The sequence below is a fragment of the Phaeodactylibacter sp. genome (genome assembly GCF_040219495.1).
Lineage (GTDB): Bacteria > Bacteroidota > Bacteroidia > Chitinophagales > Saprospiraceae > Phaeodactylibacter.
This window is the reverse complement of the sequence record NZ_JAVJSK010000036.1, coordinates 34,556-47,053: the sequence shown is the minus strand read 5'-3', so window position 1 is coordinate 47,053 and position 12,498 is coordinate 34,556. Positions and strand designations below refer to the sequence as shown.

6 protein-coding genes are annotated in these 12,498 nt (G+C 53.5%); 5 read left to right on the top strand and 1 reads right to left on the bottom strand.

Features of this window, described 5'->3' with window-relative positions:
• The first annotated feature begins 289 nt into the window (after window positions 1–289).
• The 3 genes from RIC19_RS05225 (at window position 290) to RIC19_RS05215 (ending at window position 3,987) form a co-directional block, all read left to right on the top strand.
• Window positions 290–1,000 carry a T9SS type A sorting domain-containing protein gene (locus RIC19_RS05225; RefSeq protein WP_350177236.1) on the top strand — a complete coding sequence of 237 codons (711 nt, stop codon included), beginning with the start codon at window positions 290–292 and terminating at the stop codon, window positions 998–1,000.
• 175 nt (window positions 1,001–1,175) lie between these two features.
• Window positions 1,176–2,867, top strand: coding sequence for a PKD domain-containing protein (locus RIC19_RS05220; protein WP_350177235.1), 1,692 nt, complete (start codon window positions 1,176–1,178; stop codon window positions 2,865–2,867).
• Window positions 2,868–3,153: 286 nt separating this feature from the next.
• Entirely contained in the window at window positions 3,154–3,987 is an 834-nt protein-coding gene (locus RIC19_RS05215; protein WP_350177234.1) for an alpha/beta fold hydrolase, read from the top strand.
• 150 nt (window positions 3,988–4,137) lie between these two features.
• On the opposite strand, the gene RIC19_RS05210 is transcribed toward RIC19_RS05215, so the two are convergent.
• Entirely contained in the window at window positions 4,138–6,663 is a 2,526-nt protein-coding gene (locus RIC19_RS05210) for an OmpA family protein (protein ID WP_350177233.1), read from the bottom strand.
• Between the two features lie 136 nt (window positions 6,664–6,799).
• Between RIC19_RS05210 and RIC19_RS05205 the strand changes: the two genes are divergently transcribed.
• Both RIC19_RS05205 and RIC19_RS05200 read left to right on the top strand, forming a co-directional pair.
• A complete protein-coding gene (locus RIC19_RS05205) occupies window positions 6,800–11,791 on the top strand; it encodes an APC family permease (RefSeq protein WP_350177232.1) in 4,992 nt (1,663 codons plus the stop codon).
• Window positions 11,791–12,477, top strand: coding sequence for a hypothetical protein (locus RIC19_RS05200; RefSeq protein ID WP_350177231.1), 687 nt, complete (start codon window positions 11,791–11,793; stop codon window positions 12,475–12,477). Before RIC19_RS05205 ends, RIC19_RS05200 begins: the two co-directional genes overlap by 1 nt.
• Window positions 12,478–12,498 lie beyond the last annotated feature (21 nt).

Genomic DNA, 12,498 nt, shown 5'->3' with positions numbered 1-12,498 from the left:
AGTACAGGGCTGTATCGATTTTCCTAAAAGGGCTCGATATACTCAAACGCAGGGCGCTGAACTTGGCACAGTTTAAACGATATTTAAGCAAAATCACCAAGGGGCAATATCAATTGATTTTTCAAAATGTCTAGTGGTGTGTGTTAATAGCTTGTAAGTTAAGCGTTTCGTTCCTGTGCGCCCGATTTTTGTTAAAGATTTGCAATTGCTCATAAAACACTGTATCTTAAAATTGTCAACGCGTTAACATCTCAATAGCGCTCTTACTTACTACTTACAACGCTGTATTATGACGTTTTTACGCACAGCCACCGAGGCAGATTGCCCTCCTTTACAACTTGGCCATACCCGTTCGAGTTATGTGGGGGAAAACGATGGCAAGGAATCGCTGCTAAGTGTCACTATGGCTACCCGCCGGGCGTGGGCCCTACAGTGGCAGGAAGCGTCTGTGTTGAATGCGATTGACCTCGCTGCCTACGGGCAAGGCGCTTCAGATACACTCCTTGCTGCTGATTTGGAACTACAGGTCTATCAATTACTGCTCTCTAATATTGCCCAAGGAGATTGGGTATTGGATAGCTTACAGTTGGATACGCTGAAGGGCATCGCCAACCAATGCCCTGATATTGGTGGCCCCGGAGTGCTACACGCCCGTGCGGTGCTGTCTGCCTACCAATCTACAAGCTACAATGACAGCCTGCTTTGCAGTGTAAAACAGCTGATCGCTCAGCCGGGCAATACTGCGCCCCGCTCTGAGCAGGTTGCTGATTTAAAGGTATTCCCTAATCCGGCACAAGCGCAAGTGACATTGCGGTGGGCAACCGACGCGAGTCAACTCCACGTCTATAGCGCGACAGGAAAGTTGATAGTGCAGCATCCCCTAGAGATGGCAGCGCGTAACTTTGAGCTGAGTTTAGAAGGTTATACCAAGGGGCTATACTTTCTAACTTTACGGTTGCAGGATGGACGCTACTCTACTATCAAATTGATCAAGCAGTAACAATTAATTTTTTTGATAAAGTCAAGGCATCGCATAAATGCAGTGTCTTGACTTTTTAGAATAGTATACAACGTACCTAATTACAAAGCAATTTGATTGTACCATGAGAACAAGTAAAGTTTGCTTTTTGATACTAGCCTGTAATCTTCTCTTAAATCTACCTGTACTTTCTCAAATGCACGATTACACTTGGGTTTTAGGCTACGCTGGTGGAGATCTGTCCCCGGACGAAGACACTTTTGGGCTTTCTATTTTGCACTTTGCGGAGGAAAGTCTGCAAATTAGTGACAATCAGGAAGGAGAAGCCCTCTTTAGGGGGACGAATGTGAGTTTTAGCAATAGTGATGCTAGTTTTTTTTGCTCGTTCGACGGAACAGATTTATACAACGCTGATCATGAGGTTATGGAAGGGGGAGGAGATTGGTTTGATGGTGACTTTGAAGCTGGCTGGTTTTATCCTCAATCTGGCTTGATGCTGCCATTTCCAGAAGATCCCTCGCGAGCAGCATTAATCAACACACAAACCAATAGATATGAGATTGGCGGGCAAATGATTGGGGTAGGTGAGAATATATACTTTTCTGAAATTGATCAGTCAGCGGCCGGAGGCCTAGGGGCTGTAGTGGTACGCAAAGAACTGCTTTTGAGCGATACCCTAGACATTGGTAAGCTTAGTGCCTGCCGCCACGCCAATGGAAGAGATTGGTGGATAATTATGCCGGAATTTGATAGCAACCGTTTTTACCGTTATTTGCTTACGCCTTCTGGCATTAGACTGGAAGGCATACAAAAAATTGGGGATGTGGTACCATCTGGAGTTGGGCAAGCTTTTTTTTCTCCGGATGGAACTAAACACATTCGGTTCAACGGTATTAGTCTGGAAGATGGGGAATATACTACAATATATGATTTTAACCGCTGTACTGGCTTGCTCAGTGATTTCCGGCAATTTAATTATCCTGCATACGGGGTAGGGCCGGGTGCTGTTATTTCTAAAAATTCCCGTTTCCTATATACAACATCTTCTATTAACCTCTATCAATACGACCTTTGGGCGGAAGACATCGAAGCCACCCGCACCTTGGTAGCGGTGTACGATGGCCACTTGGATTTCCTACCGACAACCTTTTACCTGGGCCAGCTAGCCCCCGACGGCAAAATCTATATTTGCTCTACCAACGGCGTCACCAGCCTGCACGTCATCCACAACCCGGACGCCGAATGCCCCGACTGCCGCATCGAGCAGCACGGCATCGAGCTGCCTACCTTCAATTCCTTCTCCATCCCCAACCAGCCCAATTACCGCCTCGGCCCCATAGACGGCAGCCCCTGCGATACGCTCGGCATCGACAATATCCCGCTGGCCCGCTGGCGCTACGAGCAGGATACGCTGGAGCCCTTTCAGGTGCAGTTCTACGACCTGAGCGACTACGAGCCCACTGAGTGGCTATGGGACTTCGGCGACGGCAGCACGAGCACCGATACGCTGCCGCAGCATACCTTCCCCGGCTACGGCACCTATGAGGTCTGCCTCACGGTGAGCAATGCCAACGGCAGCGGCACGCAGTGCAAGGAGCTGGAATTCACCATGCCTAACAGCACTGCGGAGGAGGAGCAGGAAGCAGTCGCCGCCACCGCTTTCCCCAACCCTTTCCGGGAGCGCTTCAGCCTCTCCCTGCGCCCCGGCTGGCTGCCGGTGGATGCCTGGGTGGAGGTGTACGATGCGGTGGGGCGGCAGGTGCGCCGTCAGCCGCTGCGGGCGGGGGTGAATGGCGTGGAGCTGGCCAGGCAGGCGAGTGGGGTGTATGTTTGGCGGGTGGTGCAGAGGGGGCAGGTGCTGGAAGTTGGGAAAATTGTTAAATTGTGATGTGCTATATTAGGATTACAGGTGGTTCGTTTTCAGTATTCCAGGACATAGTACACAGCAATCAATGCTTTGGATGAGGAGGTATGCGCTTGACAAAGTGGTTTGCGACATCGGAGCAGGGCACTTTCCAGCGTTTATGCCGACATCAAGTCGGTTTGCTGTGGCAAACCACTTTATCGTCGGTATAATCCAACCTTTTTTAGTGCATGTCAACCAGGTAGTATGGCAAAGCTGCTCAACCAATTTCCCAGCCTCGGGGTTATTATCCTACAAAAATCTTACTACAGTGCCATCCACACCCACCTTTCAGCGGCTGCTAAGCCTGATCGACCCGCCGGCGGAGCACCGCTTCCTCACAGCCAACGGTATCCGCACCTCCTACCTGAAAGCCGGAGAGGGGCCGGTGCTTGTCTTGCTACACGGAGCCGGGGGCGGCGCTACAAGCTGGTACAAAGTCATTGGCCCGCTGTCCCGACATTTCCGGGTCATCGCTTTTGACAAGCCGGGCTACGGAGAGTCGGACAAGCCCTGGGCGGACTACAGCAAGGCGTTTTATACCGATTGGCTGAAAGCGGCTTTGGATATACTGAGTGTCAGCCGTTGCTACCTGGCAGGCAGCTCACAGGGCGGCTCGGTGAGCATCGCCTTTGCCCTGCGCTTTCCCGATTACATCAGAAAAATGATCCTCGTGGATACAGCAGGGATGAGCGATGAGTGGGACCGCCGCATTATTCCCCGTATGATCCTGTACCGGCTGTTCCCAACCCCGTTTTGGGGGCGTATGCTGGGTAGTAATGTGATGAAAGACCCACTCGTCGCTGATCCGGCCTGGCACCAATATTCTATGGAGGTTATCCGGAAACCTGGTGGGCGCTATCCCTTTTTCCTGGGCCGGGGCAAAGCTGTGCAAACGTATTCAGATGAGGAGCTGAACGCCGTACCAGTCCCCACCTTGATTATCTGGGGCGAGGACGAAGCGTTCTTTCCCGTTGCGCACGGCGAGCGGGCTGCAGCGTTGATTCCTGATAGTCAGTTGGTGGTCTTGCCGGGGGCGGGGCATTTGCCCTGGATGGAAAAGCCATCGGAGTTTGTTGAGGCGGTAAAGTTGTTTATAGTTTGATTAGGTTGAGTATTAGGCGGGTGTTTATTTCATCAGTCGCTCCGCTCGTGTACCACAACCGCCTAATTCAAATGTAGTAAGTCTTTTATGGTTTGATTAGGTTGAGTATTAGACGGGTGTTTTCCACAACCGCCTAATTAAAAGTGAAATTTACTTCCGAAACCGAATCTCCACCCGCCGGTTCCGCGCCCGGCCCTCAGCCGAGGCATTGTCCTGAAGAGGCTGCTCCAGGCCGTAGCCGGTAGCTTCCACCTGAGCAGGGGTACAGCCTTGTTGTAACAGGTAAGCTCTAGCAGCATCAGCCCGCCGTTGCGAAAGGGCCTTATTGTATTCCGCTCCGCCCTGATTATCGGTATGGCCGGCAATTTCTACCTTAAGATCGTAATCCTGTACGAGTTTGGCAAGCCGGTTGAGCTCGGGGTGAGAAGCGGGGTCAATCGTGTGGCTGTCGGTCTCAAAAAAGAGGTTCCTGAGCGGTAGGGAAAGTCCGCCATCCCGGGCTTCGGGAATGCTGGGCACGGTGATGTTCTCTTTTCTTTCCAGCGTGCCTGTCGACTCCCGCAGATCAAGGTGGTTGCTGATAGGGTAGAGCCCTTCGCCGGTAACGGTGTAGCTGTAGCGCTGCCCCACCGGTAGGGTGATGAAGTACTGCCCGGTCTGTGGGTCAGGGTGTACTCTGGCGACTTCCTCTCCGGTTTCGAGGTCATTGACGATGAGCAGGGCATCAGCCGGTGTGCCGGACTGCCGCGTGAGGGTGCCAGTAACGGTGGCGACTGGTATGGGGCGGTGGGCTTCCGGTACACCAATTTCATACAGCTCTTCTTTCCAGCCAGTCTCAAAGCCAGAGAAGTAGGCGGTGCGCCCATCGGTACTGATGCGGTAGCCCCAGTCATAGCCGGGCCCGTTGATGTCTTTGCCCAGGTTGACCGGGGGGCTCCAATCTGTCCAGCCATCGCTAATCCGGCGGGTGACGAAAACATCGAGTTCCCCAAAACCACCATGCCCGTCGGAGCTAAAGTACAGGGTGCGCTGATCGGGATGGAGGAAAGGGCTGCGGTCTTCAAAGGGGGTATTGAGGGTGGTACCCAGATTAATGGGCGGCCCCCACTGCCCGTCGGTCTGCCGGTACGCGACAAATAAATCGATGTTGTCCTCATTGCGCGCTCCGATGCAATCGATGGAGCGGGCGGCGAAGATCACCGCTTCCTCGTTGGCAGTGATCGCCGACATGCCCTGCCAGTCGGGGCGGCGGTCTTCCGGGAAGAAGGGGACAGAGGGCGACCATCCGTCCACGGTGCGTTCAGTATATTCCACCACGCCACCATCGTACATCAGGAGGGTGCTGCCATCGGGGGAGATGTTGAGAGGCGCTTCGTGGCTGCTTTTGGTATTGAGGGCGGTGATGGGCTCCGGGTAATTCCAACCCATCGGATTGCGGTCGGCAAAGTAGATGTCTTCGTCTCCATCGCGGTTGCGGCAGAAGTACATGCGCTGTCCGTCTGCACTCAGCACTGGTGCATACTCTCCGTCAATGGAGTTGAGGGTGTCGCCCAGGCTTTGTGGGGTTATACCTTCGGAAGGCGCGCTAAGGAGCTGCTGCAGTTGTTGAATGCGCTCATCGCTTTTACCAAAATAACCTGCAAACTGATTCACTTTGGCCAGTGCCTGCTTCCAGTTTTTGGCTTCTACCTCCCGGGCAATATAGTGCTGCAGTGCAAAGTAGGCTTTTTGGGTGGGGGCACCGAGCTCTATATACCGCTCAAAGGCGGCTTTGCGGTCATCGGTAAAGCCCAGGTCGAGGTCGGGCGCAAGTTGAGCTACGGTAACGGCCCGTTGCAGATTGAAGCTATCGGTATAGAAGGGGTAACGGTTCTGAAAGCCAATCAAGTCGCCCCAGTCGCCGGTATAGTAGTGGTAGAGGTAAATAATGCGGACGGTCTTGGGCAGGTCTCTGTGCCGGGCCCCGCGCAGGATGTTCTCCGCTTTGGTGATCAGCGGTAATGCTGATAAGGCCCGGCTAATAGGCAGGTCGAGGAGGGGCGCGGCATCCGGGAAATCCCGGAGGAGCAAAAACAGGTCATTGAGGTTGGTGCTGTCGCGCTGGTCAAAAAAGGACTCAAATACAGCCCGTTCCAACCGGGGTTGCATTTCCGGCAGGTACTCTTTAAGCTGAGCGTCGAAGGTTTCCGCAAAAACCTTCAGGCTGTCGTACTGCCGGGCGGCTTGCAGTTCTGCAAAGCGGAGTTCCAGAAAGGTTTTGGTGGCGGCTGTGCGCAAACGGTGCGACAGCCGGCCGTAGTTTTCCAAATAGTAAGCCATATCGGCGCTACTGCCCTGTTCCTGATGGTACTTCAGGCCCGCTGTACGGATATCCTGTTTGAGTTGGTTGACCCGCTGCTCATCGTAGCCCAGGCGTTCGGCTTTGCGCAATTCCCGGCTGCTGAGCTGACGGTACTGCCGCTGCCCCTCGCGCAATAACTGATAGGCTGAATCGGGCTGAAAGCAGTTGCATTCCGGGCTGAGGTATTGCTCGGCGAGTTGGATGTAAGCCCAGGCCTGCTCTTCCGGGGCAGCATCCGTAGCCGCCAATTGCTGGCGGAGCGCAAGGGCTTCAGGAGTGGTCTGTGCGAAAGTCAGAATCGGCAGAAAAAAAAAGATCAGGGCGGTTAGTCGCATGCAGGCTAAATCTTGCTGATTGAAAAGGGTACCACTTTATAACGCTTTTTGGAGGAATATACTTTCCCCATGGCCTAAATATTACACCTGACGAGTGATTTTCGGGGAGTGGTAGAGATTTCTTACCTTGGCAAAGATGAGCAGACAAAAGAAATTCGGGGCATTTGATGGCGTTTTTACACCTTCCATTCTGACCATTCTGGGAGTGATCATGTACATGCGGATGGGTTGGGTGGTTGGTAATGCCGGGCTTTGGGGCTCCCTTATCGTTGTAGGTATTGCCCACGTGATCTCTTTCAGTACCGGGTTAAGTATTTCCTCTATTTCCACAGACAAGAAAGTGGGTGCAGGCGGCGTCTACTACGTGCTGTCGCGCAGCCTGGGACTGCCCATTGGCGGAGCGATCGGCCTAACGTTATTTGTGGGTACGGCTTTAAGTATCGCGCTCTATTTAGTGGGTTTTGCGGAGAGTTTCAACGCATTCCTGGGGCTAAGTATGGACATCAATGGGATGCGGAGCACGGGTAGTCTTTTTCTGTTTTTACTTTTGGTGCTGGCCTTCATCAGTACTTCGGTGGCCATCAAAACCCAATTTTTTATACTGGCGGCTATTGTGGCCTCTTTGGTGGCTATTTTTATGGGGGGGAGCCCTCCTGAGGCTGTGATTCCGGAAAGACTGGTCAGTGAACCGGTGCCTATGGAAACGGTCTTCGCGATTTTTTTCCCTGCGGTGACCGGCTTTACAGCGGGAATTGCAATGTCGGGTGATCTGGCAGACCCCAAGCGGGACATACCCGTAGGTACTATTGCGGCTATCGTTGTGGGCTTTGTTGTTTATATGGCCCTGGCGGTATTCTTATACAATAACGTAGAACTGGAAGTCCTGCGCTCTGATTACAGTATTCTCCAGAAAATTTCAGTTTGGGGCCCGGCGGTGATCGCTGGCATCTGGGGCGCTACACTTTCCTCGGCTATCGGCGGCATACTGGGCGCACCACGTATTCTGCAGGCGATGTCTTTAGACCGGATTACCCCCCGTGTGTTTGCCAAAGGCGTCGGGGCAGCAAATGAGCCCCGCAATGGGCTGATCCTGACGGTCATCATTGCCGAAGGAGGGATTCTGATCGGCGAGCTGGACCTCATTGCCCGGGTGGTTTCCATGTTTTACCTGGCGGCTTACGGCTTTATCAATATTGCTTTTTTTCTGGAAAGCTGGGCCAGTTCGGACTTCAAGCCTTCCTTCCGGGTCAGCAAGTGGATTGGGATGGTGGGCTTCATGGCGACCTTTGCCGTCATGTTCAAGCTGGATATGCTGGCGATGGTGGCAGCCCTCGTGCTGATTGGCGGGGTATTCCTATGGCTGCAGCGCAAACAAGTCAGTCTGGGCACCGGAGATGTCTGGCAGAGCGTCTGGTCCACCGTTGTCAAGTCCGGGCTTAAACGGATGGAGGTCAAGGAGGACCACAAGCGGAACTGGAAGCCCAACATCATGCTTTTTAGCGGGGACTCAGAGCAGCGGCCTCATTTGATTGAATTTGGGAAAACCCTGGCCGGGCAGGTTGGGATGGTTACCAATTTTGACCTAGTGGAAAACCGGCAGTCAAAGGTGCTTTTCCCCCGGCACAAGCAAAAAGTCAATGACGAACTACTGAAAAAGTATGGTGTCTTTGGCCGCCGTATTGAGGTTAGCAATGTCTATAAAGGTATAGAAACCATTGCGACGACCTTCGGCTTTTCCGGCCTTGAGCCGAATACGGTACTGATGGGCTGGGCCAAGAATACACAAGACCCTATTTGGTTTGCCCAAATGACTGAACGCCTGATTGACCTGGACTACAACGTGCTCTACCTTGATTATGACAAGCGCTGGGGGTTCCGGAAGCGGGAGCAAATCGACATGTGGTGGAGGGGGATCAGCAATAATGCCGAGCTGATGCTCCACCTGGCGCGCTTCATCAGTGCTTCCAACGAATGGCGCAACGCCCGCATCCGGGTACTCCTCGTCAACGACCTTAATGTTGACCGCCGGATGATTGAAAAGCGGATTCAGGTTTTGCTGGATGAATTCCGGGTGGAAGCAGAGATCAAGGTGATGAATAATGCCCTGGACCGTACGCCCTTTTACGACCTGATGAAGACCATTTCTGCGGAAGCGGACCTTATTTTTATTGGCATACCAAAAATAGACCCTGGTACGGAGGCTTCTTTCGTCAGGCAGACCAACGAGCTGGTTGGGCTCATTGGCACAACGCTGTTGGTCAAAGCATCGTCTACATTCGAAACCACACAACTGGGGCTCAAAGAACTGGAGCAAAAGCAAATCTTTGAGCCCGGCAAGAGCCAGGCTCTGGCAAGTCTTAAACTGCCTTCAGAAGATGAACTGTCGGCGGCTGTTCAAGCGCTGGATACTGGTTTGGAAACCGCTGCAGACGAACTTGCAGCGCAGGCTCTGTTGGTCATTCAGCAGTATTTTCAGCATTGGATAGCGGATCAGAAAGCCGAATTTGTAAAACTGCTGGATCAGGCAGCGGGTGCAGAGGTGCTTTCCACACAGACGCTGGTCGCGCATCTGGACGAGCTCAGAGCACGTTCCGGAGTGTTCCGGCAGCAGGAGCTGGAGGGCTTGTCCCAACTTTTGTCGGAAGCACTTTCCCATTATCTGGCAGCAGTTGAGCAAGTGTTAGATCAAATGCCCCCGCAAATCAGCCTGAAAACAGAGCAGGGGCAGAGCCGGCGCGTTCGGTTAAGGCGGCCGTTGTTGAAATGGGCCAAGTGGCGCAACAAAATAGTCCTGCAGGAAACCCTGCTGGATTTTGGGCAACTCGGCGCCCGGTTTATGTTAGCGAACCGGCAACTGGTCCGCAAAATTCATCAGCAACTGAAATCGGGAGAAAACCAGCCTTTAGCAGAGATAAGCACATTGGTCGCCGGGCAGGTGGAAGAAGGCTTTGAACAACTCCGGCAGCAGTTAGAGAATATGGTGGGCAGGCCCCTGACCAAGCTCCGCAATGAAGACCGGGCACTTTGCAACACCCTGGCCGATCAAACAAAGCCTGCGCAGCTGGGCAAATGGCTCAGGCAGGAAAAGCAAAAGTGGGGCAAGAAAGCCGCCAAATCCGCTGCGCAGGATATTGAGGCTTTCAGCCGGTCCTGGTATACCAATCAGCAACTCTTCCACCGCAACTATGAGGTCAATCAGCAATTGGCCTACGCTGCCCTGCTGCTGCATGAGCTAAAATCTGAGGTGAGCAGCCAACTGGAACAAGTTTATGCAGGCGGGCTAATGGTGCAAATCGAGAGCCTCAAGGAAGCTTGCCGTACCCTCAATACCCAACTGGAGCACGGGGCTACCGAAGCCTTGACGATGGCGCCCTTTCAGCGGGATGAAGAAGACCTGGATAACACAGAACTGGTGCTCTGGCAGTTCGTTGAGCAATCCGGGCGCATCACAGCACCGCTGCCAGTAGAGGTCGAATTGATGGATCAGGCTACGCGCCGCGAATTCCGGGATTTACAAACCAAAGGTCAGCCTCCCCTGAAGCTTTCTTTGCTTGAAATTGCTGACTATCTGGTCGACACCCGGTTTTCTAATGCTCTGCAGGAAGCGCTGATCCGGCTGCGGCAGCAACTTAACCCCCTTAGCGGGCAAATTTTCAATATTGGCAGTTTACTGCACTATGGTGTAGACGCTGCGGAGGATGCAAAAGGCTTGGAAGCCTTATCTGATATACTCGACAAGTCCGCTTTGCAGTTGCAAGCACTCGAAGAACAGGTAAAGGATGTTTTCAATGCATTTCAGGCGGAGATTGATGAACAATACGAAGGGACCGAATCAGCACTGACAGTAGACCACATCATCGCGCAGGCCGAGGTGCTGTCGCAATATGTCCGAAAGGAGAGCCGGAGACGGGGTATAGTAGCGTGGCGCCGGAGGTTAGAAGAGACCTTAACGGCTCAGTGGGATAACATGCGTGCGTACGCTGCTCAAAAACAAGAAGACGTTGCGCAGGCAGCCGTAGAGCGCCGGGAGCAGGCCCTCCGTAGCGACCGCGACCGGCTGCGGGTATTCGCCAAAGCTGTAGGGCCTGAACCGGCGGTCAGCGCACAGTATCCTTATTATTACCGCCAGCTTTTTTCCGGCAAGCACCTCAATTTGAGGACCCGCTCTGATAGCCGCGATGTTGAATTGGCGAAAGTACAGGAAGCACTTGGCGATCTGCAGCTGGGGCCGGGCGGCGGCATCCTTATCACTGGAGAGGCCCTGAGCGGGAAGAGTTATTTTCTGGAATACGCCACCCGGCAGATTTTTGGAGGCAGCTACCTGAAGGTCATCCCACCCCTGGGCGGTGCCACTTCGCCACGGGCCCTGCAGAAGGCCTTTGAGCAGGCCACGGGCAAACGGGGCACACTCCGCACCTTGCTGGAAGAAAGCTCAGCGGGCACGGTATTCCTGCTTGAAGATATTGAGTTGTGGTGGCAACGGGGCGCAGAAACCGGGCAGGCATTCGGGCAACTGCTGGAAGCCGTGCAACAGTTTGGGCAAAGGCATGTGTTTTTGCTGAGTTGCAACCTGAATACTCTTCGGGTGCTAAGAACGCAAAGCCCTATCGACGAAGCGATGATTACTACTGTGGTGCTTCGCCCACTTTCCCTTACCCATCTGCGGGCAGCCGTTTGGTCCCGCCATAAAACCGGTGGTGTACCTTTAGTGGCAGAAGGGCAGGCGGAGGATACGGTCCGGCAAAAAACCTGGGACCAGCTGTTCCGGCGTTTGTACCGGCAAAGTGAGGGGAATATTGGTATGGCGTTGCGGCTTTGGCTGGCACATCTTCGTGTCGGAGAAGGCGCAACGCATTGGCTGGAAACGTCAGTTCACCGCCATGACTTTCCGGTTTTGGAAGATGCAGAATGGTATTTTGTATTACTGCAGCTGTACCTGCACCGGTCTTTGACCCACCGCCGTTTTATCCGGTTGTTCCCTGCCGAAGGAGCAGACTGGGCGCAAGTGCGTATAGCCGAGCTGAAGCGGAGTCAGTTGCTTGTCCCCCATGACCGGGAAGTACTGGAGTTAAAGCCAGAGGTACGTTTTTACCTGGGGCAATTGTTCACCGAAAAAGGCATGCTGTAATGGAACTATCGTCGCTACCTTTGGGATTGGTCCTGATGCTCGGTTTGTTGGGCGTGGTGATTTATGCGCTTACGGCTTCCTTAAAATACTACGGGCTGCCACTGGTCAAGAGCCGCCGCCGCCGGCGGCAGCTGGAAGAACTATTGTTAAGGGTAAGCCTGGTGCTCTGGCTGGTGTGGGCGGTTTTTGCCTTCTACCGGTTACTACTCGCCTCACCGGTTTTCGCACTTGCACTGACTACTCTGCTCGCAGTGCTGAGCTGGTCCTGGTGGGCGGATTTCTACCCGGGCCTCCTCTTTAAGCTGGAAGGCGATATTTGCCCGGGCGATCACCTCAATTATGAGGGTAAAACCTACCAGATTCAAGCCATGCGCGCCCGAAGCCTCAAGTTGATTGGCGAAGACGGAGGCGTGTTGGTTTTGCCTTACCGGTTGCTGCGAGCTCCTGCTATTTACCAATCTGTCGAAAAGACTGCCCTCGCGCCATTTACCTTTGAGGTCGAATGCGAAGGCCCGAATGCGCTACAGCGCCTGGAGCAGCTGCTGGCTGCTTCGCCCTGGACTGCTCCGGCTTACCCGGCCAAAGTCGTACAAGTAGCTGCCCATACCTACCGGATCACCGCTTACGCTCCGGACGAACAGATACAGCAGCGTCAGGAGCAGTATATCCGGCAACAAATGGCGTAGTCAACTATTTTTTCGTTGATC